Consider the following 25,826-nt stretch of genomic DNA (forward strand, 5'->3'; position numbering starts at 1 on the left):
TGTCACAGAATTGACGCCAATGATCTGGCGAATTTGAGGCATGATGCGAGCCTCTATCAATTCAGGTTGAACATTTGGCCAGAGCTCTTGTCCTATCAGACATCCCGCGGCCAATCCCGAGAACCGCTCCCCTGAACTAACCGGTTAAATATATGCGCCCATTGAAACAGGCAATTTATTCCAGCCGTACGGCTGACAAGTTCGTCGTACGTCTGCCAGACGGAATGCGTGAACGCATTGCCGAGGTGGCTCGCAATCATCACCGCAGCATGAACTCCGAAATCATTGCGCGCCTGGAGCAGAGTCTCATCCAGGAAGGCGCTCTGGGCGAAGAGCTGAGCATGCGCCTGGACAGCCCGGAGCTGTCATTGCACGAGCGCGAACTGCTGCAGCGCTTCCGCCAACTCTCTCACCGCCAGCAAAATGCTCTTGTTTCACTGATCGCCCATGACGCCGAAATGGCTGCTGACGCCTCCTGATTCATCCCCGCAAGTTCAAGCCAGCCTGATCGCTGGCTTTTTTTTGCCTGAAATCCGGCCGTAAAAAAGCCCGCTGTAGGGCGGGCTTTAAAACAAGCACCTCAGAGCAGGAAAATCGTTGCCAGCCCAAGGAAGATAAAGAAGCCACCACTATCGGTCATGGCGGTAATCATCACACTGGCACCCATGGCAGGATCTCGTCCGAGTCGCGCCAGCGTCATCGGGATCAAGACCCCCATCAATGCCGCAAGCAACAGATTGAGGATCATGGCAGCGGTCATCACCACACCGAGCGACCAGCTACCATACAACAGGTAGGCAACAACGCCGATCACCCCGCCCCAAATCACGCCATTGATCAAGGCGACCGCCAGCTCCTTGCGCATCAACCGCGAAGTGTTACCCGTACTCACCTGATCCAGCGCCATGGCCCGAACGATCATGGTGATGGTCTGGTTGCCGGAGTTACCTCCGATGCCTGCGACGATCGGCATCAATGCAGCCAGTGCCACCAGCTTCTCAATGGAGCCTTCGAACAGACCGATCACCCGGGAAGCAACAAATGCGGTGATCAGGTTCACTGCCAGCCAAGCCCAGCGGTTACGCAGGGACTTCCAGACCGACGCGAAAATATCTTCTTCTTCACGCAAACCCGCCATGTTGAGAACTTCGTTTTCGCTCTCCTCACGAATCAGGTCGACCATTTCATCGATGGTCAGACGGCCGATCAACTTGCCGTTCTTGTCGACAACGGGCGCCGAAATCAAGTCATAACGCTCAAACGCCTGAGCAGCCTCGTAGGCCTCTTCATCCGGATGGAAACTCACCGGATCGCTGGCCATGACCTCGGAAACCTGCTTATCCGGATCATTGACCAACAAGCGCTTGATCGGCAGCACACCCTTGAGTACGCCGTCGTAGTCAACCACGAACAATTTGTCGGTATGGCCAGGCAGCTCCTTGAGGCGTCGCAGGTAGCGCAGAACCACTTCGAGACTGACATCCTCACGGATGGTGACCATCTCGAAGTCCATCAGCGCGCCGACCTGGTCCTCGTCATAGGACAACGCCGAGCGCACTCGCTCGCGTTGCTGAGCATCGAGGGTCTCCATCAGCTCATGGACGACATCTCGCGGCAGTTCGGAGGCCAGGTCAGCCAGTTCGTCGGCATCCATGTCCTTGGCCGCAGCCAGGAGCTCGTGATCGTCCATGTCGGCGATCAGGGTTTCACGAACCGAATCGGATACCTCGAGCAGGATGTCGCCGTCGCGATCGGCCTTGACCAATTGCCAGAGCGTCAGGCGGTCATCCAGCGGCAAGGCTTCAAGAATATAGGCGACGTCGGCGGAGTGCAGGTCATCGAGCTTGCGTTGCAGCTCAACGAGATTTTGCCGGTGAACCAGGTTTTCGACGCGATCCTGATTCGGACCTTCCTGGCGATGAGTCAGGTCTTCAACCACTCGCTGACGCTGCAACAGCTCAACAACTTGAGCCAGGCGGTCCTGCAAGCTTTCCTGCGTTTTCTTTACTTCAACTTCAGACATAGGCGAACTCCACTCCCAGCAGCGGGGCGCGCCGGAAGGATCAATCAGTCAATTCATGATTGGAAAATCGGGGTATTGAGTAACTACTGGGTAAGTCCATGGAGGTAATCCAAAAGCCCCGGCGGGGCTGACGGGCGCAATCATACACCGACTGACGGCTTAAAACGTTAAAAAATCGCGGCTGAAACAAGCGCTTGCGAAACAATCTTGAGCGCGCGCTGACACTTGAAAGTGCGACGACTCATCTCGAAAAGAAAACACACTGGCGATGGAAAATGCAGGCGCTAGGCTTGATCGGAAGCCGTCATGGAGGACGCTGAATGTCACCGAGAACATCCCGCCGCCGGCTTGAGCCAACAGGAGGTCGAAAGCGCTCTGGGCAAGATAAGCATTCGAAACTCAAGCACCCGCTACCAGACCAAACGAGGTCGCAGCGCCAACATCGAGTTCGACGAGAGAGGATGCACGAAGGAAAAAGCCAAATCCCAGACGGCAAAAAGCCCGCGTTAAACGCGGGCTTTTTGGTGTATGGTGCACTCGACAGGATTCGAACCTGTGACCGCTCGGTTCGTAGCCGAGTACTCTATCCAGCTGAGCTACGAGTGCATTTGTGTTTTTATACCAGATCACAACTGGTTGGAGCCAAGTCATTCACATTACTGCAAACAACTCTTAAATGGTGCACTCGACAGGATTCGAACCTGTGACCGCTCGGTTCGTAGCCGAGTACTCTATCCAGCTGAGCTACGAGTGCATTTGTTGCCGCGCATTATAGGCCGTCTAATCTCTATGTCAAGCACTTTTTCTAGTAATTTCAACAACTTACCGAAGAAGCCAGATTACAACGTACTACGCAAATAATGGCGGAGAACGGGGGATTCGAACCCCCGACACCCTTTTGAGGTGTACTCCCTTAGCAGGGGAGCGCCTTCGGCCACTCGGCCAGCTCTCCGCAACACGGGGCGTATCTTAACCAACCTTTTCCCCGTTTGCAAACATAAAAAACGATAAAAATTAATGGCTTGGTTCTTCGTCCTTCTCTTTCTTTATACGCAGGTAAATTTCCTCACGGTGGACCGCAACCTCTTTCGGGGCGTTGACACCGATACGCACTTGATTTCCTTTGACGCCGAGCACGGTCACAGTGATTTCGCCATCACCAATAATCAGGCTTTCTGCACACCGACGAGTCAGAATCAGCATACCTTTCTCCTCACGCATTACATTTTCAGGGACAACAGTCTGCAAAAAAAAGGCACTCGACCTACAACCAAAAAGGTCATAGTCCTACATGCCTGAGTATTGACCAGCGCGAGCAAAAGAACAGCCTTGGGGTCGCGCCTTGCAAAAAAACAAAGGGCGCGGTCAGACCGCGCCCTTTGGCAAACGCATCACTCGCCCTGGCGGACCGGTGCGTCCAGTTCGAAAGCCGTGTGCAAGGCGCGCACAGCCAGTTCCAGGTACTTCTCTTCGATCACCACGGAGACTTTGATTTCCGACGTCGAGATCATCTGGATGTTGATGGTTTCCTTGGCCAGGGCTTCGAACATGCGGCTGGCGACGCCCGCGTGGGAGCGCATGCCAACGCCGACGATCGACACCTTGGCGATCTTGGTGTCACCGATGACTTCACGGGCACCCAGCTCGCCAGCGGTTTTTTCCAGCACGGTTTGCGCCGCCTGGTAGTCGTTGCGGTGAACAGTGAAGGTGAAGTCAGTGGTGTTATCGTGCGCAACGTTCTGCACGATCATGTCGACTTCGATGTTCGCGGCGCTGATAGGGCCGAGAATCTTGAAGGCAACGCCCGGGATGTCTGGCACGCCACGGATGGTCAGCTTGGCTTCATCGCGGTTGAAAGCGATACCGGAAATGATCGGCTGTTCCATGGTTTCCTCTTCATCAATAGTAATGAGGGTGCCCGGCCCCTCCTTGAAGCTGTGCAATACGCGCAGCGGGACGTTGTACTTGCCGGCGAACTCCACCGCACGGATCTGCAGCACCTTGGAACCGAGGCTGGCCATTTCCAGCATCTCTTCGAAGGTAATCTTGTCCAGGCGCTGAGCCACGGACACGACGCGCGGGTCAGTGGTGTAGACGCCATCGACGTCGGTGTAGATCTGGCATTCGTCAGCCTTCAAGGCTGCGGCCAGGGCCACACCGGTGGTGTCGGAACCGCCACGACCGAGGGTTGTGATGTTGCCGTGCTCGTCGACGCCCTGGAAACCGGCGACAACCACCACGCGACCGGCCTTCAGGTCGCCGCGAATCTTCTGGTCGTCAATCTGCAGGATACGCGCTTTGTTGTGTGCGCTATCCGTCAGGATCCGTACCTGGTTGCCGGTGTAGGACACTGCCGGCACACCGCGCTTGATCAGCGCCATGGCCAACAGGGCAATCGTCACCTGCTCACCGGTGGAGACGATCACATCCAGCTCGCGAGGAACCGGTTGATCGCCGCCACTGATTTGCTTGGCCAGATCGATCAGACGGTTGGTTTCGCCGCTCATTGCAGACAGCACAACCACCAGGTCATCGCCGGCATCGCGGAATTTCTTAACCTTGTCGGCGACCTGCTCGATTCTCTCGACGGTGCCGACCGAGGTGCCTCCAAATTTCTGTACGATCAAAGCCATTTCAAAGCCGCCTCTGCCCATGTAGGGCGCCCAAATAATCACTCAAACAGCGTTGCGGCCCGCCACTAGACTGCGGGCCGCAGGCACTGCCTTATAAACCCTGCTCTACAAATGGAACGGTCAGCGCCAGTGCCGCATCCAGGGCGCCAGCGTCAGTACCGCCGCCTTGCGCCATGTCTGGACGACCACCGCCCTTCCCGCCCACTGCCGCAGCGGCCTGCTTCATCAAATCACCGGCTTTGAGTTGGCCAGTCAGGTCTTTGGTTACGCCTGCAACCAGAACGACCTTTTCCTCATGGACACTGCCGAGCAGGATCACTGCGCGGCCGAGTTTGTTTTTCAGTTGATCGACCAGCGCCAGCAGCGCCTTGCCATCCTGCCCGTCCAGACGCACGGCCAGCACTTTCACGCCCTTGACGTCCAAGGCTTGCGCCGACAGATCGTCACCCGCCGCGCTGGCGGCCTTGGCTTGCAACTGCTCGAGTTGCTTCTCCAGCAGACGGTTGCGCTCCAGCACAGCTGACAGCTTGTCGATCAGGTTGTCGCGACTACCCTTGACCAGGTTGGCCGCTTCCTTGAGTTGTTCTTCCGCAGCGTTCAGGTAAGCCAGTGCTGCAGCGCCTGTCACCGCTTCGATACGACGCACACCCGAAGCCACACCGCCTTCGCTGATGATTTTCAGCAGGCCGATGTCGCCGGTACGGTTGGCGTGGATACCGCCGCACAGCTCGACGGAAAAATCGCCCATGCTCAGTACGCGCACGTTGTCGCCGTACTTCTCGCCGAACAGCGCCATGGCGCCTTTTTGCTTGGCGGTTTCGATGTCGGTTTCTTCGGTTTCAACTTCGGAGTTCTTGCGAATCTCGGCGTTAACGATTTCTTCCAGTGCCTTCAACTGCTCAGGCTTGATGGCTTCGAAGTGGCTGAAGTCGAAGCGCAGGCGCTGACTGTCGACCAACGAGCCTTTTTGCTGAACGTGATCACCCAGCACCTGACGCAACGCGGCGTGCAGCAAGTGAGTCGCCGAGTGGTTCAGCGACGTGGCGTGACGTACGTCGGCATCCACCTGCGCCTGAACTGGCGAACCAACGATCAGGCTGCCCGAGTCCAGCACACCGTGGTGCAGGAACGCACCGCCGGTCTTGGTGGTGTCGCGCACGTCGAAACGCGCAGCGCCAGCCTGGAGGAAGCCGCAATCACCGATCTGACCACCGGATTCGGCATAGAAGGGCGTCTGGTTCAGAACGACCACGCCCTCTTCGCCTTCGCTCAACGCGTCGACCGATTGCCCGTCTTTATAGATAGCAACGATTTTTGCCGAACCGCTGTGAGCGGTGTAACCGGTGAACTCGGTGTCCACATCAACCTTGACCAGGCTGTTGTAGTCCATGCCGAAGGAACTGGCCGAACGTGCACGGACGCGCTGGGCTTCCATCTCGCGCTCGAAACCTGCTTCGTCGATGGTCAGGCTGCGCTCGCGAGCGATGTCGCCTGTCAGGTCCATTGGAAAACCGTAGGTGTCGTAGAGTTTGAACACTACGTCGCCCGGTACCACTTCGCCTTTGAGCTCGGCCAGATCCTGCTCGAGGATTTTCAGGCCCTGCTCCAGGGTCTTGGCGAATTGCTCTTCCTCGGCTTTGAGCACGCGCTCGATGTGCGACTGCTGGGATTTCAGTTCCGGGAAGGCTTCGCCCATCTCGGCGACCAGGGCCGCGACGATCTGGTAGAAGAAGCTGCCCTTGGCGCCCAGTTTGTTGCCGTGACGGCAAGCGCGACGAATGATGCGGCGCAGTACATAACCGCGGCCTTCGTTGGATGGCAGCACGCCATCAGCGATCAGGAAACCGCAGGAACGAATGTGGTCAGCCACGACTTTAAGGGAAGCCTGAGCGTCGTTGGTGCAACCGATGGCCTTGGCCGAAGCGCGGAGCAGGCTCTGGAACAGGTCGATTTCATAGTTCGAGTGAACGTGCTGCAGCACGGCACTGATTCGCTCCAGGCCCATGCCGGTATCGACCGACGGCGCTGGCAGCGGGTGCAACACGCCGTCGGCGGTGCGGTTGAACTGCATGAACACGTTGTTCCAGATTTCGATGTAGCGGTCGCCGTCTTCTTCCGGCGAGCCCGGTGGGCCGCCCCAGATGTCGGCGCCGTGATCGTAGAAAATCTCGGTGCAAGGGCCGCACGGGCCGGTATCGCCCATGGTCCAGAAGTTGTCGGAAGCGTACGGCGCGCCCTTGTTGTCGCCGATGCGAACCATGCGCTCGGCCGGCACGCCGATTTCCTTGGTCCAGATGTCGTACGCCTCGTCATCGCTGGCGTAGACGGTGACCCAGAGCTTTTCCTTTGGCAGATTCAGCCACTTGTCGGAGGTCAGGAAGTTCCAGGCGTAGGTGATGGCGTCACGCTTGAAGTAGTCACCGAAGCTGAAGTTACCCAGCATTTCGAAGAAGGTGTGGTGACGAGCGGTATAACCGACGTTTTCCAGGTCGTTGTGCTTGCCGCCAGCGCGCACGCATTTCTGGCTGCTGACGGCGCGGGTGTACGCGCGCTTTTCCTGGCCCAGGAAGCAGTCCTTGAACTGGTTCATCCCCGCGTTGGTGAACAGCAGGGTTGGGTCGTTGCCCGGAATCAAAGAGCTGGAGGCTACACGGGTGTGGCCTTGCTCTTCGAAGAAGCGAAGGAAGGCTTCACGGATTTCTGCGCTTTTCATTAGGTTCTTCCACGGAGGCTGCGGCCAAAGGCCTGTTCGAAACGTCAACAGACGAAGCGACGGCAAAGGGCCGCATTATATCGGCCCTGCGCGCGGGGTACAGCGTGTTTATACGATAGAAACGGTCAATTGGAGCGCTAACGCTATCACTTACTGGAAAAGTCGACGAATGTGGCGACGACCTGCTCGATTTGTGCAGGGCTGACGTCCATGTGCGTGACCATGCGCAGACGAGCGGCAGCACTGAGCTTGATCCCGCGCTCGGCGGCGAAAGACTTGAGTGCTTCGGCCTTGTCGCCCATTGCGACGTAAACCATGTTGGTCTGCACCGGCTCGACCTCAAAACCTGCTGCACGCAGGCCTTCGGCGAGCAATTGGGCATTGGCGTGGTCGTCGGCCAGGCGTTGAACGTTATGCTCCAGCGCGTACAGGCCTGCCGCCGCCAGGATCCCGGCCTGGCGCATGCCGCCGCCAACCATCTTGCGCAGGCGCCGTGCCTTGGCAATCAATTCAACCGAGCCACACAGCACGGAACCAACCGGTGCGCCCAGGCCTTTGGAAAGGCACACCGAGACGGAATCGAAATGCCGGGTGATTTCCCGGGCATCGACAGCCAGCTTCACCGCCGCGTGGTACAGCCGCGCACCGTCCAGATGCAGTAGCAACCCGTGTTCGCGGGTAAAGCTGCGGGCCCGGGCCAGGTAATCCAAGGGCAGGACCTTGCCCTGCATGGTGTTTTCCAGCGCCAGCAAACGGGTGCGGGCAAAGTGGAAGTCGTCCGGCTTGATCGCCGCAGCAACCTGCGAAAGGTCCAGCGAGCCATCGGCCTGCACTTCCAGTGGCTGCGGCTGGATCGAGCCGAGCACCGCCGCCCCGCCTCCTTCGTACTTATAGGTGTGAGCCTGCTGGCCGACGATGTATTCGTCACCGCGTTCGCAATGGGCCATCAAGCCCAGCAGGTTGCTCATGGTGCCCGTCGGGACAAACAGTGCGGCAGCAAAACCCAACCGATTTGCCAGCTCGGCTTCCAGTCGATTGACCGTCGGATCTTCGCCATAAACGTCGTCACCGGTGGCGGCGGTAGCCATCGCGTCGAGCATGCCAGGAGTGGGTTGGGTGACGGTGTCGCTGCGAAGATCGATAACGCTCATGAATCTGGCCTCGGTTAGCAGGGGGAAATCCCTTTCAGACAGCAAGTACTGCGGTCATGCCAACGAATATTCAACCCTTGGGGAGTAAACGGCTTCTTGAGCCGACGAAAAAGTCGATAGCAATCATCAGTTAGCAGCAATGCATAGACGAGAAATATGTGTTAAAAACTCTGCGCCGCCAGACAATCTGGCGGCAAAACGTTCTCAGGGCGGGGTGCAACTCCCCACCGGCGGTAATTGCGTGCAACACGCATAGCCCGCGAGCGCTTGGTGACAGACACGGCCTTTGCTGTGTATGGCAACAAGGTCAGCAGACCCGGTGTGATCCCGGGGCCGACGGTCATAGTCCGGATGAAGAGAGAACGGGATTGGCGCCGCCCAGGCTCTATACCAAAGCGCCGTCCGCAGGCACTTGTGCCTGCGTACCCTTAAATCCCCTTCGATTCATAAGCCCTGTTTTTCACACAAACAGGAGTCAGAACATGCAACCCACCGCAATCGACAGCAAAAGCAAACACCATCAGGGCGAGCGCGTTGCGTTCATCCAGGCCTGCTGGCACAAGGACATTGTCGACCAAAGCCGTAAAGGCTTCGTCGCCGAAATGATTGCCCAGGGTTATCAGGAGTCGGATATCGATTTCTTTGAAGTCGGCGGCGCATTTGAAATGCCCCTGCACGCCAAGTTGCTGGCCAAGACCGGTCGTTATGCCGGCATTGTCGCGGCAGCCCTGGTGGTGGATGGCGGGATTTACCGTCATGAATTCGTCGCCCAGTCGGTGGTCAGCGGCTTGATGCAGGTGCAACTGGAAACCGAAGTGCCAGTGTTCTCGGTGTCGCTGACCCCGCACCACTTCCATGCCGGTGAAGAACATCAGAAGTTCTTCTTCGAGCATTTCGTGCATAAGGGTCAGGAAGCGGCGAAGACATGTGCGGATACGTTGCTGAAGATCCGCAGCCTGCGTCGCACTGAACCGCGTGCCGTAGCCGTCTGAGTTGGATGATCGTTCCCACGCTCTGCGTGGGAACGATCAGTACGCGAAGTCAGGCGAGGTTTTCGTCGGTGGTCGGCACGACCAGGATGCCGGCACGCAGGCCGTTCTTCACCTTGGGGTTCGGGAAGATGATCCGGGCGCCCTCCTCCTCGATGATCCAGCGGGTATTGGCGATGTCTTCCGCCAGCAGGTAACCCACTTCCAGTTCCGAAAAGTTCTCGATGTCCACTGGCAGGTTCAGGCGGAAGCTGTCGCTGTGCTTGATGATTTCCCGTGCCACACTGAACAGCTGCAAACCGTCCAGCGCCTCTTCAGTCAATTCGGGCTCGGTGCCTTCGATGATCTGTTGGAGACGGTTTTCCAGCAAGGAGACGTTCACCCCGTCGTTCTGCCCGAACGGCCGCGCCTTGCCCAGTTCGAGCGTGAAGGACTCGGCACCGAGTTTGTCATAGGTATAGGAACTGAAGACGATGGACGGCTTGTTCTGCAACAGCACTGCCTCCATGCCCGCGGCGCGCAGTCGAGCCAGTTCCTGGCGCGAATGCAGGCGCCCTTCTTTCCAGGGGTATAAAGCGAACTGCTCGATTTTCGAGCCGCGAATCGCGGTGTGCAGGTCGTAGTGCAGACGCTGGCGATCCGGCAGGCTGAAGAAACTGGCGGCCAGTCGCTCCAGCTCACAAGCCCGCAGGGCTTCGCAGCCACTGCTCTGCTCGTGACGACCATTGAACAGCCGATTGACGTCCTGCTCGACGAAACGCTCGCCACGGCGAATGGCGTCGGGGTTGCCGAACAGGAACAGAATACGTGCGCGCGGCTTCAGATCGCCGCGAGCGATGTCATGCAGCAGCCGATCAAGTAATTCGATCGGTGCTGTTTCGTTGCCGTGGATCCCCGCAGACAGCAGCAGATCCAGGCCATTGTCGCGCGCTTCGGGTGGCCGGACTTCCAGCGCACCTTCGCTCAACCAGCGCATGCGCACGCCTTCGACAGTCAGTTGAGTCTTCTCCGCCGGTTCGCGGCCGGCGAGGGTCAGTTCAAGCAGTTTGCCGAGGGCGAGCATAGAGCGGTTTCCTTAATGGTCGTGATTGCAATCCGGGCCGTGTACATGGTCCTCGTCGTCACCGATTTCCGCCGGTTCCATTTCCAGCTGCAGACTTACCAGATTAGTCGCCAATGGGCGCAGCAGCAGGTTGGCGTACTCGGCGTCGCCTTCTTCGACGTCTACGCCGATCAGCAACTGACCGCGGCCATCGTGTTGGATCCACAGCTCTTTGCCTTGCCACATGACCGCGACGCGGGTGCAGGACGTTTCCAGTTGCGTGCCGTCGGTGTCTTCAAGGATCAGCTGCAGGGTATCGCTCATGTCTTTACGCTCTCGGTTGAGATGAAGCGGCGCGCTGTCGTGCACAACAACGCGCCGTCGATCAATTGATCTGGAATGGATAAACCGCGCCCAGTTTAAGGATTTGCGTCAGTTCATCCAGTGCCGTCCGGCACTCAAGCAGCAATTGCGGGTCCGCTAGATCGTTTTCGGTCATGCGGTCGCGGTAGTGCTTCTCGACCCATTCGGTCAGAGTGCCGTACAACGGTGCCGTCATGATAACCCCTGGGTTGACGGCCGCCAGCTCGGTTTCGTTAAGTGCGACACGCAACCTCAGGCAAGCAGGGCCACCGCCGTTCTGCATGCTCTGCTTGAGATCGAAGACTTTCACTTCGCGGATCAGGCCGCCGGAGCTGGTCAAACCCTGCAGGTATTGCCATACGCGCTCGTTGCCACGGCATTCTTCCGGCACGATCAACAGCATGGAGCCGTCAGGACGCGACAGCAGTTGGCTATTGAACAGGTAGGACCGAACTGCGTCTTCGACGGTTACCGCGGAACGCGGAACGCACACTGATTGAAATTTCCCACCGACCTTGGCGAGTTTGCTCTGCAATTCGGCGAGCATCTTCTCGGGCTCGAGGAAAGCGTCCTCGTGATAGAACAATACTTCACCATTACCGACCGCGATCACGTCATTGTGGAACACGCCCTGATCGATCACCGACGGGTTCTGCTGGGCGTAGACCACGCCGTCATCGCTCAAACCGTGCAGGCGAGCGACCGCCTGGGACGCTTCGAGGGTCTGGCGCGCCGGGTATTTCTGCGGTGCCGGGTAGCGGGTGTCGAAGGCACTGCGACCGAACACGAAGAATTCGACACCGGCTTCGCCGTATTCACGGCAGAAACGCGTGTGGTTGGCCGCGCCTTCGTCACCGAACTGCGCCACGGCCGGCAACGCGGCATGGTGGGCGAAGTGCTGCTGGTCGGCGAACATGGCGCCCAGCACGCGGCTGGTGGTCGGATGTTCGATGCTGCGGTGGTACTTGCAGTTGAGGTTGGCGGCGGTGAAATGCACGCGGCCATCCGCGGTGTCGGCGCTCGGGCTGACGGTGGCGGCGTTGGCCACCCACATGCTCGATGCCGAGCAGCTGGCGACCAGCAATGGCATCGCTTCTTTGGCGGCGCGCTCGATGACTTGAGCGTCGGTGCCGCTGAAACCCAGGCGACGCAGTGCCGCCACGTCTGGGCGTTCCTGTGGCGCCAGCACGCCTTGTTGAAAGCCCATGTCCATCAGCGCCTTCATCTTCGCCAGGCCTTGCAGCGCCGCTTCCTTCGGGTTCGAAGACTGCTGGCTGTTGCTCTGGGACGCGACGTTGCCGTAGGACAGGCCGCCGTAGTTATGGGTCGGCCCCACTAGACCGTCAAAATTGACTTCATAGGATTTCATCAGCGAGGCTCCACGAGAATCTGTTGTTATGGCTTCAAGTAACAAATCTTTTAGACCGAGTCGCGGCCTTCGCGAGCAGGCTCGCTCCCACATTGGAATGCATTTCCCTGTGGGAGCGAGCCTGCTCGCGAATGGCCGTCACGCCATCTTGACGCCGGGCGTCAAAGCTGCGGGCAACACCAGGCTCGGGGTTTCCAGCGAGGCCACCGGGTACGCGCAATAATCCGCCGCGTAGTAGGCGCTGGCGCGGTGGTTGCCCGAGGCGCCGACGCCACCGAATGGCGCGCTGCTCGCTGCACCGGTCAGTTGTTTGTTCCAGTTGACGATACCGGCACGGCTTTCCAGCCAGAACTGCTGGTAACGCGCTTCGGAATCCGACAACAGGCCGGCCGCCAGACCATATTCGGTGTCGTTGGCTTCAGCGATCGCCGCTTCAAAATCAGCGTAGCGGATCACTTGCAGCAACGGACCGAACAGCTCTTCGTCCGGGCGTCCAGCTACTGCCGTGACGTCGAGAATCCCTGGGGTCAGTAAGGCGGCCCGGGCTTGAGGCTGAGTCATTTCCAGCAGCGCCACGGCGCCGTTGGCCAGTAAATGCTCCTGGGCATCCATCAACGCTTTCGCCGCGCCGAGGGAAATCACCGAGCCCATGAATGGCGCCGGTTGCTGATCGAACGCGCCGACTTCAATCGACGAGCAGACCGCCACCAGACGCGCCAGCAATGTGTCGCCCCAGGCGCCTTGCGGCACCAGCAAGCGGCGGGCACAGGTGCAGCGCTGGCCGGCAGAGATGAACGCCGACTGGATGATGGTGTAGACAGCGGCATCGAGATCGGCGACCTGATCCACCACCAACGGATTGTTACCGCCCATCTCCAGCGCAAGAATCTTGTCCGGACGACCGGCGAATTGATTGTGCAGGTGATTGCCAGTGCGGCTGGAACCGGTGAAGAACAGGCCGTCGATGCCCGGGTTCGCCGCCAGGGCGATACCGGTTTCGCGAGCGCCCTGCAGCAGGTTCAGCACGCCCGCCGGCAAACCGGCTTCGATCCAGCACTTGACCGTCAGCTCGGCGACTTTCGGCGTCAGTTCACTCGGCTTGAACAGCACAGTGTTACCGGCCAGCAGCGCCGGCACGATATGCCCGTTGGGCAAGTGACCCGGGAAGTTGTAAGGGCCGAACACCGCCACCACGCCGTGCGGCTTGTGGCGCAGCACCGCGGTGGCGTCGCCCAGCGGGCCGCTCTTCTCGCCAGTGCGCTCGCGATAGCTCTGTACCGAGATCGCAATCTTGTTGACCATGCTGGTGACTTCGGTGGTTGCTTCCCACAGGGGCTTGCCGGTTTCCTCACCGATGGCATGCGCCAGTTCGTCCGCGTGATTTTTCAGGGCTGCAGCAAAGGCTTCCAGCACCGAAATACGCTCTTGCAGGGTCCGACGGGCCCAACCGGCAAACGCCTGGCGCGCAGCCTGCACGGCCGATTCGACCTGATCAGTGGTAGCACCGGTTCCGGACCACAGCACTTGCTGGGTCACCGGGTTCAGCGATTCAAAGGCTTCGCCCTGACCGGCCAGCCATTCACCTGCAATGTATAGCGACTTCATTATTTCGACTCCCGAGCAGCGGACAACGCCACGGCGCGCACTTGATCGCCAGCGTTGAGTTGAAGACGTTTGGCGGTCAGTGGATCGACCACCAGCGTGCCGGCGGCGAGACGTGCCGGAGCGGCAGTGATGCGGCAGTCATCGCGCTTGCGGTTGTGAATGATGAACGGCGTGGCGTCGTCACCCGGCGTGCCGATGGCCAGCACCAGCGCCTGGCTGTCGCGCACTGCGCGGATCTTGCCGGTTTCGCACTCGATGGCCGGACCGGCGTCGAAGATGTCGACGTAGCCTTGATAGCTGAAGCCTTCGCTCTTGAGCATCGACAATGCAGGCTCGGTGTCCGGGTGCACCTGGCCAATCACGTTGCGCGCATCGGGCGACAGGAAGCAGGTGTACAGCGGAAACTTCGGCATCAGCTCAGCAATGAAGGCTTTGTTGCCCACGCCGGTCAGGTAGTCAGCCTGACTGAATTCCATCTTGAAGAAGTGCCGGCCCAGGCTTTCCCAGAACGGTGAACGCCCGGCTTCGTCGGAAACACCGCGCATCTCGGCAATGATCTTGTTGCCGAACAGTTGCGGGAACTCGGCGATGAACAGCATCCGCGCCTTGGACAGCATGCGGCCGTTGAGGCCACTGCGGTAATCGGCATGCAGGAACAGCGAGCACAGCTCGGAATTGCCGGTCAGGTCGTTGGCCAGGAACAGCGTCGGGATTTCGCGATAGATGTTCAGCTCTTGCGAAGCGCTGACGGTCAGGCCGACCCGGAAGTTGTACCAGGGCTCACGCAGGCCGACGGCACCAGCGATGGCGGAAATGCCCACCACACGACCGTTGTCGTCTTCGAGCACGAACAGGTAGTCCGCATCGCCCCGCCCGGCTTCGCCGCGGAAGGTCTTTTCGGCCCAGCCGACCCGGTGGGCCAGACGCTCTTCGTTGGCCGGCAAGGTGGTCAGGCCGGTGCCCGTGCTGCGGGCCAGGTCGATCAGAGCGGGTAAATCGCTGCTGCGTACGGGACGAACGATCATGCTATCTCCTCAATCGGGCCGCTTGCGCCACCCGTGAAACTCGCTGCTTTTCAGGCATTTTTTGAAGCAGGCGTTAAACCGCCACCAGGCGCACGCTCGCACCTTCACCGACGCCCAGGGCTTCGGCCGCTTCCAGATCCAGGGTCACGGGCTTGCCCGGCGCGTAATCGAGCTCGAGCATGATTGCGCGGTAATCCTGCAACTGGGCGTTGGACACCAGGTACTGACGACCGGCACCTTTGACCGGCTCACCGATCTTCACCGGCACCACGCGGCTCTGGGCGATCGAACGGATCCCCGAGACACGGGCATGCAGGGTCGGGCCGCCGTCGAAGATGTCGATGTAGTGATCGGTTTCGAAGCCTTCGCGCATCAGGATGTCGAAGGTGATCTGCGCCCGAGGGTGCACCTGGCCCATCGCTTCCTGAGCGGAGTCCGGCAGCAGCGGCACGTAGATCGGGTAGTGCGGCATCAGTTCGGCGAGGAAGGTCCGGCTCTTCAGGCCACACAGACGCTCGGCTTCTGCGTAGTTGAGGTCGAAGAAGTTGCGACCGATGGCATCCCAGAACGGCGAGTCGCCATTTTCATCGCTGTAGCCGACGATCTCGGTCACCACCGAATCGGCGAAGCGCTCCGGGTGGCTGGCGACGAACAGCAAGCGGCCACGGGAATTGAGCTCGGCCCAAGGCGAACCCACCAGCTCGCGCTGCACGTAGAAACTGGTCAGCAAGCTGTTGCCCGTCAGGTCGTGGCACTGCGAGAGCACGTGGATCTTGTTATGAATCTTCAGCTCACGGGAGGCGTGCACGAAGGTTTCATTACGGAAACTGTAGAACGGCTCGGAATAACCCGCCGAGGCCACGATCGCCGAACAGCCTGCCAACTTGCCGGTGGCCGTGTCTTCGAGCACGAAGAAATAGCTCTCTTCACCGTTGAAGCTGACTTCGGCAGCGAACGAGGCTTCGCTCGCGGCGATCTTGTCGCTCAGGCGGTCAACGTCATCCGGCAAGGAAGTGACACCAATCGGGCTGTCCGCAGCCAGACGCTGTACCTCGCCCAGATCAGCCATTTGCGCGGGGCGCATCACCAGCATGGTGTCACTCCTTTCTCTTTTAAATTCACAGAAAAAACGCCGGACACTGTGGGAGCGAGCCTGCTCGCGAAAGCGGTGTATCAGTCAGCAGAGATATCGACTGACACGCCCTCTTCGCGAGCAGGCTCGCTCCCACAATGGAACAAGCCCGGCATAAAAATTGGGTTCGACGCCTGAAAGGTCAGGCGCCGAAGGGTCTATCAGGCTTGCGTCAGTTTTGCCGCCGCGCGTTCGAAGCGGTCCAGACCTTCGTCGATGTCCGCGTCTTCGACCACCAGGCTTGGCGCGAAACGCACCACATCCGGGCCGGCTTGCAGCACCATCAGGCCTTCACGCTCGGCGGCGTTGAAGATGTCCTTGGCCTTGCCTTTCCAGGCATCGCTCAGTACGCAACCGATCAACAGGCCCATACCACGAACCTTGGTGAACAGGCCGTACTTCTCGCCGATCTGCTCAAGGCGCGCCTTGAACTTGTCGTGCTTGGCATTCACGCCAGCCAGCACTTCAGGGGTGTTGATCACATCGATCACCGCTTCCGCGACAGCGCACGCCAACGGGTTGCCGCCGTAGGTGGTGCCGTGGGTGCCGACGACCAGGTGCTTGGCCAGGTCTTCGGTGGTCAGCATTGCCGCGATCGGGAAACCGCCGCCCAGGCTCTTGGCGCTGGTCAGGATGTCCGGAGTCACGCCGTAATGCTGGTAGGCGAACAGATGGCCGGTGCGGCCCATGCCGGTTTGCACTTCGTCGAAGATCAGCAGCGCGTTGTGTGCGGTGCAGAGTTCGCGGGCACCTTGCAGGTATTCGAGTTCCGCCGGAATCACCCCGCTCTCGCCCTGGATCGGCTCCAGCACCACAGCGCAGGTCTTGTCGGAAATGGCGGCTTTCAGCGCGGCCAGATCGTTGTACGGCACATGGGTGATACCGGTGATCTTCGGACCGAAGCCGTCGGAGTACTTCGATTGGCCACCGACGTTGACGGTGAACAGGGTACGGCCGTGGAAGCTGTTGAGCGCGGCGATGATCTCGTACTTCTCGCTGCCGAAGCGGTCGAAACCGACACGACGGGCCAGCTTGAAGGCCGCTTCGTTGGCTTCGGCGCCAGAGTTGCAGAAGAAGGCACGCTCGGCAAAGGTGGCATCGACCAGCTTATGGGCCAGGCGCAGGGCCGGCTCATTGGTGAACACGTTGGACACGTGCCACAGCTTGTTGGCCTGCTCGGTCAAGGCACCGACCAGCGCCGGATGCGCGTGGCCCAATACGTTGACGGCGATGCCGCCGGCGAAGTCGATCAGCTCGCGACCGGACTGGTCCCAAACGCGGGAACCGGCGCCACGCACAGGAATGAAGGCGGCTGGCGCGTAGTTGGGAACCATTACCTGGTCGAAATCGGCGCGTTCTACCGCAGCGTGCTCAACGGACATCGGAGTCTCCTGAAGAGGAACACCCGCCTGAAACTGGCGAGCGATGGGGGGGATTGTAAGGACAGTTTTCAGCCCGGCCTTGCCGCCAAGCGACAACTTCTTATAGCGCAAACCCCGGTTTTTCCCGGGTTTACGGCAATGCGACATATAGGGTCGCAAAGGCGCAGTTTAACTGCCCGACAGGGTTAGCGGCAGGTTGTGGGGATTTGATTTGCCGAGATGCCGCGACCTGTCGACGCGCGCGGCACACTTATAAAGAAAGATGAGCGAGGACTTGAACAGGTCGCGCCATGGCAAAACCCGCCATGGCCTTATCAGGCAGGAATCAGCCGCGCTCGGAAGGCACCGACGACAATTCGAACGGGCTGCTGCTGCGCCGCTGGTTGCGATCTTCCCGCGGCGTGGCGCCGAAGAAATTGCGGTAGGCGCTGGAGAAGTGCGGCCCTGACGAGAAGCCACAGGACAGGCCGATCTGGATGATCGACTTGCTGGTTTGCATCAACATCTGCCGGGCCTTGTTCAGGCGCAGTTCCAGATAGTACTGGCTCGGCACGCGGTTGAGGTATTGCTTGAAGATCCGCTCGAGCTGCCGACGGGATACGCACACATGCTGGGCGATTTCGTCGGTGGTCAGCGGCTCTTCGATGTTGGCTTCCATCAGCAACACCGCCTGGGTGAGCTTTGGATGGCTGGAACCGAGGCGGTTCTGCAACGGAATGCGTTGGCGTTCACCACCCTCACGGATACGCTCGACCACCAGTTCCTCCGACACCGCGCCGGCCAGTTCGGCGCCGTGATCGCGCGCCAGTACCGCCAACAGCAAGTCGAGCACCGACAGGCCGCCACACGCGGTCAGGCGATCGCGATCCCAATCGAACAAATGACTGGTGGCGATGACTTTCGGGAAACGCTCGGCGAAATCATCCTGCCAGCGCCAGTGCACCGCCGCGCGGTATCCGTCGAGCAAGCCCAGTTGCGCCAACGGATAAACACCGGCCGACAGCCCGCCGATCACGCAGCCGGCACGCACCAGCTGCTTGAGCGCACTGCTCAGCGCCGGCGCGAGACTGGTCGGTGGCTCGTCAGCGAGCAGGAACAGTTTCTGGAAGTTTTCGAGCTTGCCGGCCCAGGGTTCACCAGGCAATTGCCATTGGCCTTCACCCGGCGGTTCGGCCTGCAAAAATGACAGTTCGTAGACCACGTCCGGGTGCACACGCTGGGCAACTCGCAAGGCCTCCTCAGCCAGCGCCAGCGTCAGTGCTTTTGTGCTGGGCCAAATCAGGAAACCTATTCGATGGGCAGTCATGGCGGGCAATCCGAAACGAAGAACAGTGATGAAGGCATGGGCCAATGCTAGCCCGTAAATGAACGCAAATCTCAAAACCAGCATCGATCCCCTGTGGGAGCTGGCTTGCCAGCGATGGCGGTGTGTCTGCGCCAGAGATGCAAACTGACCCACCGCTATCGCTGGCAAGCCAGCTCCCACAAGAATCGGGGCTAGCCTCTAGATCGCGAAGCATGCACTATCTCGGTGCACAACGGCAGCTCTGATTATTTCAGGCTACCTGAGAGGAATTGTTGCAGACGTTCGGACTGTGGATTGACCAGCACCTCACGCGGGTTGCCACTTTCTTCAACGACACCTTTATGCAGGAACACCAACTGGTTCGACACTTCACGGGCGAAGCCCATTTCGTGGGTCACCACGACCATGGTCCGGCCTTCCTGGGCCAGGGCCTGCATGACCTTCAGCACGTCGCCGACCAGCTCCGGGTCGAGGGCCGAGGTCGGTTCGTCGAACAGCATCACCTCAGGCTCCATCGCCAGCGCACGGGCAATCGCCACGCGCTGCTGTTCACCGCCGGACATGTGGCCCGGGTAAGCGTCTTTACGATGAGCCACGCCAACCTTGTTCAGGTAGAGCTCGGCTTTTTCACGGGCTTCGGCCTTGGACATGCCCAGCACGTGAACCGGCGCTTCCATGATGTTTTCAAGGGCCGTCATGTGCGACCACAGGTTGAAATGCTGGAACACCATCGACAGGCGCGAACGCATGCGTTGCAGCTGTTTCGGGTCGGCAGCCTTCAGTGCGCCGTCCTTGTTCGCCACCAGTTTCAACTCTTCGTTATTGAGCAGGATCCTGCCCGCGTGGGGCTGCTCCAGCAGGTTGATGCAGCGCAGGAAGGTACTCTTGCCGGAGCCACTGGAGCCGATGATGCTGATCACATCGCCGGCCGCCGCTTTCAGGGACACGCCCTTGAGCACCTCGTGACTGCCATAGCGTTTATGCAGGTCTTGGACTTCAAGCTTGTACATGCGGTCGGTTCTCACAAAAACAGTCAGTCAGTCGTTGAGCAAGCGCCCGTGACGCAGCGCTTCGCGCCCCGCCACCTTGGCCAGCCAGAAACCGGGTTGGGCGTAACGCAGCCGTTCAATGGCAAACAGCACCCCGGACGTACCAGCACACACCGTGCTGACCCGATCCGCCAGCGGATCGATCACTTCGAAAATCTCATCGCCTGCCTCAACCCATTCACCGGGTTTGCGCAGGAAACTCACCACACCGGGATGTGGCGCGAACAGCAATTGCGTGCCCTCGAACGGCAGGCCTTCGCACGCCTCCTGCGCAGGTTGCGGCCAGTCACCGCTGATCAACCCTTGCTCGGCGAGGAACGCCAGAATGCCTTCGGCGTAGGCCTCGGTTTCAAAGCGGCCGGTATCAGCCTGACCACCCAGTTCAAGGGTAGTCGCCAAGCACGCCAGCGGAATCTGCGCGTCCGGGAACAGACGCGACAGGCGCAACCAAGGCAGCGAACAGGCTTCATCAAAAGAGCTGCCGCCGGAATCTTCCGCCAGCAAGCCAACCCGAACATTCAGGTGCGCCGCCAGCGAACGCCACTGCGGCCAGTGCTGCGGCAAGGCGTACATGTGCAGCGCGGCTTCGGCATCGCAATGCAGGTCCAGCACCACATCGGCGGTGCAGGCATGGCTGAGCAGGATGCGCTGCATGCCTTGCAACTGACTGGAGGCTGGCGGCAAAGCGGCCAGCACATCGCTCATGGCCTGGCGAATCAAACGAATATTGGCGTGCGGATCATCACCCAGATGCCCATCAAGTTGCGCAGCCACTGGCGCGCTCAACTCAACGAAATCCCGGTTGAAATTCTTGCCGCTACCGGCCTCGAAACGCCCTTGATGATTGCCCTGAAGCAACTGGCCGAGGCCCAGAGGATTGGCCACCGGTACCAGTTCGATCACACCGTTCAACAAACCTTGGGCTTCAAGTTCGGCCAGGCGCTTTTTCAGCGCCCAAGCGGTGCGCATGCCCGGCAGTTCATCGGCGTGGAGGCTGGCCTGGATGTAGGCCTTGCGCTCGCCACTACCGAAGCGGAACACCGAAATCCGGCGTCCGCTGCCCAGGTGGCTCCACGGCAATGAATGATCGATGCGTTCCATATCAGTGCTTCCGCGGGGCCAGGTAGCCCAGCCAGCGGCGCTCGGCCATCTTGAACAGCTTCACCAGGATGAAGGTCAGGCACAGGTAGAACACGCCGGCGGTGATATACGCCTCGAACGGCAGGTAGAACTGGGCGTTGACCGTGCGCGCGGCACCGGTGATGTCGATCAGGGTCACGATGGACGCCAGGCTGGTGGTCTGCAGCATCATGATCACTTCGTTGCTGTACTGCGGCAGCGCCCGGCGCAGGGCCGATGGCAGCAGAATCCGCTTGTACATCTTGAAGCGCGACATGCCCATCGCCTTGGCCGCTTCGATCTCACCGTTCGGCGTGGCGCGCAGGCTGCCGGCGATGATTTCAGCGGTGTAGGCGCTGGTGTTGATCGCGAAGGCGAGGCACGCACAGAACGTCGCGCTGGAAAGCCACGGCCAGAAGATGCTTTCTCGCACCGCTTCGAATTGCGCCAGACCGTAGTAGATCAAAAACAGCTGCACCAGCATCGGCGTGCCGCGGATCACGTAAGTGAAGAGCCAGGCCGACAAATTGACGACTGCATTCTTCGAGACGCGCATCAGGCCCAACGGCAAGGCCGCCAGCAGACCGAAAAACAGCGACAGCGCGAGCAATTTGAGGGTGGTCACCAGGCCGCCGAAGTACAGCGGCAAGGCCTCCCAAATGACGTTGTAGTCGAAGATCATAGCTCAGCCGCCCTTACGCCTACCGAGTAGCGCTTCTCAAGGTGACGCAATGCCAGCAACGAGACACTGGTGATCACCAGGTACATCGCCGCCACTGCGAGGAAGAAGGTGAATGGTTCGCGGGTAGCGTCTGCCGCCTGCTTGGCCTTGAACATCATGTCTTGCAGGCCCACCACCGAAATCAGCGCGGTGGCCTTGGTCAGCACCAGCCAGTTGTTGGTGAAACCCGGAATCGCCAGGCGAATCATCTGCGGCACCAGCACCCGGAAGAACACCTGGAAACTGCTCATACCGTAGGCCATGCCAGCTTCGGCCTGCCCTTTGGGGATCGCCATGAACGCGCCACGGAAGGTTTCCGACAGGTATGCACCGAAGATAAAGCCCAGGGTGCCGATACCGGCGGCCAAGGGGTTCAAGTCGATGTAGTCGTCATAGCCGAGCATCGGCGCGACGCGGTTGAGCAGGTCCTGGCCGCCGTAGAAAATCAGCAGAATCAGCACCAGGTCGGGAATCCCGCGGATCACCGTGGAATACAAATCGCCCAGCCAGGCCAGCCAGCGCACCGGCGACAGACGCAGTGCCACGCCGATCAGGCCCAGGACAATGGCCAGGGCCATGGACGACAAGGCGAGCTGAAGCGTCAGCCAAACGCCATCGAGGATGACAGCCCCGTAGCCTTTCAACATGATTCAGGTCCTCGAAAGTTGGGATGAAAAAATGGCGCAAACCTCAGAGATCCTGTTGCTTGCGCCATTTCGGACTTGTCGTTGCGACGTATTTACTTGCCGTAAATGTCGAAATCGAAGTACTTGTCCTGGATTTGCTTGTACTTGCCGTTCTCGCGAATGGCAGCGATCGCGGTGTTGATCTTGTCTTTCAGCGCGTCGCCCTTGCGAACCGCGATACCCACGCCATCGCCGAAGTATTTGACGTCGGTGAACGCCGGGCCAACGAAAGCGAAACCTTTGCCGGCGTCGGTTTTCAGGAAGCCGTCATTCAACAGGGTAGCGTCTGCCACGGTGCCGTCGAGGCGGCCGGCGGCCACGTCGAGGTAAATTTCGTTTTGCGAACCGTAAGGCTTGATCTCGGCACCCAGTGGCGCCAAGACTTCGCGGGCGAAACGCTCGTGGATCGAACCACGCTGTACACCGATGTTCTTGCCCTTGAGCTCGGTCAGGCCTTCGCTGACCTGAGTGCCTTGCTTCATGACCAGGCGAGCTGGGGTGTTGTAGTACTTGTTGGTGAAGTCCACGGACTTCTTGCGGTCTTCAGTGATCGACATGGACGACAGGATCGCGTCGATCTTGCGCACTTTCAGTGCCGGGATCAGACCGTCGAACTCTTGCTCGACCCACACGCACTTGACCTTCATCTCTTCGCACAGGGCGTTACCGATGTCGTAGTCGAAACCAACGATGCTGCCGTCCGGTGCTTTGGAAGCGAACGGAGGGTAAGCCGCTTCGATACCGATCTTCAGAGGTTTTTCATCGGCGAAGGATGGCAGGGACAACACGGCGGACATTGCCAAGGCGCCAAGCAGCACGAGTTTCTTCATCTTGGGACTCCATCGGTAAAGGGCTAAAACGGCAGAGTGAGCGACAGCCCAATATGCGAATGAGTGGAACCGGAAAGCGTTGCTGCGTCCTGGGATGTGGGTGTTGAAATTAAACACCGGCAACGACGAGCGAGTGATCGGCATTCTAACGACAGGCCCGAAGCCGATATTTCTTCAATGCGACAACTAATTACAGAAGCACCGAGAAAGCCGCCCGGGCGCGTTGACAGCCCTGCAAAATCATGCAAGAGCAAAAGACAGTGAACCGATCTTTATTGCAAGTTGCGGGCCTATTATTGGCAAACCCTTCTAATCCGGCAAGCTTGGCGTGGAATGTTATTTTTTTAGCACCGCAAATGCACCGTTGCTGGCATTTTACGTTTCCCAACGCCCCGTATCGGCGCCGAGCGGTTACACATTCAGTTACTTGAAAACTGACAGGTAACAGTGGGAAAGAGCCTACAGGGTAAGCCGATAATTATTGGCTGTTTTTTATTGGGCGTCTGACAGATCGCCATCGCGGGCAAGCCTTGCTCCTACAGTTTTGTGTCGTCCGCCGGCCCTCGGCACGACACCGACTCTGTAGGAGCAAGGCTTGCCCGCGATGAGGCCCGAACTGCCACCACAAAACCCCAGGCAACAAAAAGCCCCACCGGACTCACACCCGGCAGGGCTTGGATAACGCTGAACGTTACTTACGCCACATTCATGGTCCTGTGCGTATCAATCAAATGCTGCACCACACCCGGATCGGCCAAGGTGGAGATATCGCCCAACGCATCGTACTCAGCGGTAGCAATCTTGCGCAGAATGCGGCGCATGATCTTGCCCGAACGGGTCTTCGGCAGCCCCGGCGCCCACTGGATGACATCCGGCGAAGCAATCGGGCCGATCTCCTTGCGCACCCAGTTTTTCAGCTCCAGGCGCAGTTGCTCGTTCGGCTCTTCGCCGGAGATCAGCGTGACATACACGTAGATGCCCTGCCCCTTGATTTCGTGCGGCACACCGACCACCGCCGCTTCGGCGACTTTCGGGTGAGCGACCATGGCGCTTTCGATCTCGGCGGTGCCCATGCGGTGGCCGGACACGTTGAGTACGTCGTCGACGCGACCGGTGATCCAGTAGTAACCGTCTTCGTCGCGACGGGCACCGTCACCGGTGAAGTACATGCCGCGGAAGGTCTTGAAGTAGGTGTCGACGAAACGGTCATGGTCGCCGTACAGCGTACGCGCCTGGCCTGGCCACGAATCGAGAATCACCAGGTTGCCCTCGGCCGCACCCTCGATGATATTGCCCAGGTTGTCCACCAAGGCCGGCACCACGCCAAAGAACGGACGCGCCGCGGAACCCGGCTTCAAGCCATGGGCACCGGGCAGCGGGCTCATCAGGGTCGCGCCGGTCTCGGTCTGCCACCAGGTGTCGACGATCGGGCAACGGGATTGACCGACATTCTTGTAGTACCAATCCCAGGCTTCCGGGTTGATCGGCTCGCCCACCGAACCCAACAGGCGCAGGCTGCTGCCATCGGCGCCTTCAACGGCGGCCGTACCCGACGCCATCATCGCGCGAATCGCGGTGGGTGCGGTGTAGAGGATGTTGACCTTGTGCTTATCGACAATCTTCGCCACCCGGGTAATGTCCGGATAGTTCGGCACGCCTTCGAACAGCAGCGTGGTCGCGCCGTTGGCCAGCGGCCCGTAGACAATGTAGGTGTGGCCGGTGACCCAGCCGACGTCGGCGGTGCACCAGTAGATTTCACCCGGGCGGTAGTCGAACACGCGCTCGTGGGTCATGGCCGCGTACAACAGATAGCCGCCGGTGGTGTGCTGCACGCCCTTGGGCTTGCCGGTGGAGCCGGATGTGTAAAGGATGAACAGCGCTTCTTCGGCGCCCATCTCCTTGGGTGCGCAAACGGTGCCCGCCACTTTCATCAGGTCTTCGTACCAGATGTCGCGGTGCTGGTTCCACTTGATCTCGCCACCGGTGCGCTGGCACACGATGACTTTCTGGATGCTGCTGGTTTCCGGATTGGTCAGGGCGTCATCAACGTTGGCCTTGAGCGGGATCTTCTTGCCGGCACGAATACCCTCGTCGGCGGTGATCACCACCTTGGAGCGACAGTCGATGATGCGACCGGCCAGGGCTTCCGGCGAAAAACCGCCGAACACCACCGAGTGAATCGCGCCAATCCGGGTACAGGCCAGCATGGCGACCACGGCTTCGGGGATCATCGGCATATAGATCGTCACCACATCGCCGCGGTGCACGTCCTGGCCACGCAAGGCGTTGGCAAACTTGCAGACTTGTTCGTGCAGCTCGCGGTAGGTGATGTTGCGGCTTTCGGAAGGGTCATCCCCTTCCCAGATGATTGCGACCTGGTCGCCGCGCTCGGCCAGATGGCGGTCGAGGCAGTTGTAGGAAACGTTCAGGGTGCCGTCGGCGAACCATTTGATGTCGACATGGTGATCATCGAAGGAAGTCTGCTTCACCGTGGTGAAAGGCTTGATCCAGTCGAGGCGCTTGGCTTGCTCGCGCCAGAAGCCGTCCGGGTTGACGACCGACTGCTGGTACATGGCCTTGTAGGTCGCCTCGTCGGTCAGGGTGTTGGCCAGAACCTCGGGACGAACGGGATACAGGGAAGCCGCACTCATCTTTCTTACCTCGGTGGAATAGTTGTTTTTGTATGAC

Annotated in this window: 21 protein-coding genes, 3 tRNA genes, 1 pseudogene and 1 riboswitch; of the genes and pseudogenes, 3 read left to right on the forward strand and 22 right to left on the reverse strand. The window is 59.6% G+C overall.

The features are described 5' to 3' along the window. Window positions 1–152: 152 nt before the first annotated feature. Window positions 153–479 (forward strand): Arc family DNA-binding protein, encoded by a 327-nt coding sequence (locus ACA058_RS24550; RefSeq protein WP_003178899.1) that lies wholly within the window; start codon window positions 153–155, stop codon window positions 477–479. A 101-nt stretch (window positions 480–580) separates the two neighbouring features. On the opposite strand, the gene mgtE is transcribed toward ACA058_RS24550, so the two are convergent. Beyond that, a complete protein-coding gene (gene mgtE / locus ACA058_RS24555) occupies window positions 581–2,023 on the reverse strand; it encodes a magnesium transporter (protein ID WP_497636283.1) in 1,443 nt (480 codons plus the stop codon). A gap of 342 nt (window positions 2,024–2,365) precedes the next feature. Between mgtE and ACA058_RS24560 the strand changes: the two are divergent. Next, window positions 2,366–2,533: pseudogene (locus ACA058_RS24560) on the forward strand (cell envelope protein SmpA); the annotation flags it as partial. Between the two features lie 19 nt (window positions 2,534–2,552). On the opposite strand, the gene ACA058_RS24565 reads toward ACA058_RS24560, so the two are convergent. The 7 genes from ACA058_RS24565 to ltaE all read right to left on the reverse strand — a co-directional run bounded on the left by ACA058_RS24565 (window position 2,553) and on the right by ltaE (window position 8,520). Beyond that, window positions 2,553–2,629, reverse strand: a tRNA-Arg gene (locus ACA058_RS24565). A 71-nt stretch (window positions 2,630–2,700) separates the two neighbouring features. Next, window positions 2,701–2,777: transfer RNA gene (locus ACA058_RS24570), tRNA-Arg, on the reverse strand. A 107-nt stretch (window positions 2,778–2,884) separates the two neighbouring features. Further along, a tRNA-Ser gene (locus ACA058_RS24575) sits at window positions 2,885–2,975 on the reverse strand. 62 nt (window positions 2,976–3,037) lie between these two features. After that, window positions 3,038–3,226: a carbon storage regulator CsrA gene (gene csrA, locus ACA058_RS24580; RefSeq protein WP_002554426.1), complete on the reverse strand. Its 189-nt coding sequence runs from the start codon at window positions 3,224–3,226 to the stop codon at window positions 3,038–3,040. Between the two features lie 188 nt (window positions 3,227–3,414). Further along, window positions 3,415–4,656 carry an aspartate kinase gene (locus ACA058_RS24585; protein ID WP_110755162.1) on the reverse strand — a complete coding sequence of 414 codons (1,242 nt, stop codon included), beginning with the start codon at window positions 4,654–4,656 and terminating at the stop codon, window positions 3,415–3,417. Between the two features lie 91 nt (window positions 4,657–4,747). After that, complete coding sequence (gene alaS / locus ACA058_RS24590; protein WP_497636284.1) at window positions 4,748–7,369, reverse strand: alanine--tRNA ligase; 2,622 nt, start codon at window positions 7,367–7,369, stop codon at window positions 4,748–4,750. Between the two features lie 146 nt (window positions 7,370–7,515). After that, window positions 7,516–8,520 carry a low-specificity L-threonine aldolase gene (gene ltaE, locus ACA058_RS24595; RefSeq protein ID WP_497636285.1) on the reverse strand — a complete coding sequence of 335 codons (1,005 nt, stop codon included), beginning with the start codon at window positions 8,518–8,520 and terminating at the stop codon, window positions 7,516–7,518. 196 nt (window positions 8,521–8,716) lie between these two features. After that, window positions 8,717–8,888: riboswitch (FMN riboswitch) on the forward strand. A 114-nt stretch (window positions 8,889–9,002) separates the two neighbouring features. Here ltaE and ACA058_RS24600 point away from each other — a divergent pair. After that, window positions 9,003–9,512, forward strand: coding sequence for a 6,7-dimethyl-8-ribityllumazine synthase (locus ACA058_RS24600; RefSeq protein WP_116261900.1), 510 nt, complete (start codon window positions 9,003–9,005; stop codon window positions 9,510–9,512). A 49-nt stretch (window positions 9,513–9,561) separates the two neighbouring features. On the opposite strand, the gene astE is transcribed toward ACA058_RS24600, so the two are convergent. The 14 genes from astE to acs all read right to left on the reverse strand — a co-directional run bounded on the left by astE (window position 9,562) and on the right by acs (window position 25,789). Further along, on the reverse strand, window positions 9,562–10,572 hold the full coding sequence (astE, locus tag ACA058_RS24605) for a succinylglutamate desuccinylase (RefSeq protein ID WP_497636286.1): 1,011 nt from the start codon (window positions 10,570–10,572) through the stop codon (window positions 9,562–9,564). A gap of 12 nt (window positions 10,573–10,584) precedes the next feature. Next, window positions 10,585–10,875, reverse strand: a complete 291-nt coding sequence (locus tag ACA058_RS24610) for a topoisomerase II (RefSeq protein WP_497636287.1) — start codon at window positions 10,873–10,875, stop codon at window positions 10,585–10,587. A 61-nt stretch (window positions 10,876–10,936) separates the two neighbouring features. After that, window positions 10,937–12,283, reverse strand: a complete 1,347-nt coding sequence (astB, locus tag ACA058_RS24615) for an N-succinylarginine dihydrolase (RefSeq protein ID WP_497636288.1) — start codon at window positions 12,281–12,283, stop codon at window positions 10,937–10,939. A 138-nt stretch (window positions 12,284–12,421) separates the two neighbouring features. Next, entirely contained in the window at window positions 12,422–13,891 is a 1,470-nt protein-coding gene (astD, locus tag ACA058_RS24620; RefSeq protein WP_497639995.1) for a succinylglutamate-semialdehyde dehydrogenase, read from the reverse strand. Next, entirely contained in the window at window positions 13,888–14,913 is a 1,026-nt protein-coding gene (astA, locus tag ACA058_RS24625; RefSeq protein WP_497636289.1) for an arginine N-succinyltransferase, read from the reverse strand. The genes astD and astA overlap by 4 nt, the downstream gene beginning before the upstream one ends. A gap of 73 nt (window positions 14,914–14,986) precedes the next feature. Beyond that, window positions 14,987–16,006: an arginine/ornithine succinyltransferase subunit alpha gene (gene aruF / locus ACA058_RS24630; protein ID WP_497636290.1), complete on the reverse strand. Its 1,020-nt coding sequence runs from the start codon at window positions 16,004–16,006 to the stop codon at window positions 14,987–14,989. A 200-nt stretch (window positions 16,007–16,206) separates the two neighbouring features. After that, a complete protein-coding gene (locus ACA058_RS24635; protein ID WP_497636291.1) occupies window positions 16,207–17,427 on the reverse strand; it encodes an aspartate aminotransferase family protein in 1,221 nt (406 codons plus the stop codon). 325 nt (window positions 17,428–17,752) lie between these two features. After that, a complete protein-coding gene (gene argR, locus ACA058_RS24640) occupies window positions 17,753–18,733 on the reverse strand; it encodes a transcriptional regulator ArgR (protein WP_497636292.1) in 981 nt (326 codons plus the stop codon). Window positions 18,734–18,978: 245 nt separating this feature from the next. Next, window positions 18,979–19,743 (reverse strand): ABC transporter ATP-binding protein, encoded by a 765-nt coding sequence (locus ACA058_RS24645; protein ID WP_497636293.1) that lies wholly within the window; start codon window positions 19,741–19,743, stop codon window positions 18,979–18,981. A 27-nt stretch (window positions 19,744–19,770) separates the two neighbouring features. Then, window positions 19,771–20,883: a M14 family metallopeptidase gene (locus ACA058_RS24650; RefSeq protein ID WP_497636294.1), complete on the reverse strand. Its 1,113-nt coding sequence runs from the start codon at window positions 20,881–20,883 to the stop codon at window positions 19,771–19,773. 1 nt (window position 20,884) lies between these two features. After that, window positions 20,885–21,583 (reverse strand): ABC transporter permease, encoded by a 699-nt coding sequence (locus ACA058_RS24655; RefSeq protein ID WP_497636295.1) that lies wholly within the window; start codon window positions 21,581–21,583, stop codon window positions 20,885–20,887. Beyond that, on the reverse strand, window positions 21,580–22,269 hold the full coding sequence (locus ACA058_RS24660) for an ABC transporter permease (RefSeq protein ID WP_497636296.1): 690 nt from the start codon (window positions 22,267–22,269) through the stop codon (window positions 21,580–21,582). Before ACA058_RS24660 ends, ACA058_RS24655 begins: the two co-directional genes overlap by 4 nt. A gap of 92 nt (window positions 22,270–22,361) precedes the next feature. Further along, a complete protein-coding gene (locus ACA058_RS24665; protein ID WP_180204311.1) occupies window positions 22,362–23,138 on the reverse strand; it encodes an ABC transporter substrate-binding protein in 777 nt (258 codons plus the stop codon). 695 nt (window positions 23,139–23,833) lie between these two features. Then, on the reverse strand, window positions 23,834–25,789 hold the full coding sequence (acs, locus tag ACA058_RS24670; protein WP_497636297.1) for an acetate--CoA ligase: 1,956 nt from the start codon (window positions 25,787–25,789) through the stop codon (window positions 23,834–23,836). Window positions 25,790–25,826: the final 37 nt, after the last annotated feature.

It is taken from the genome of Pseudomonas sp. LBUM1649 (assembly GCF_059716155.1).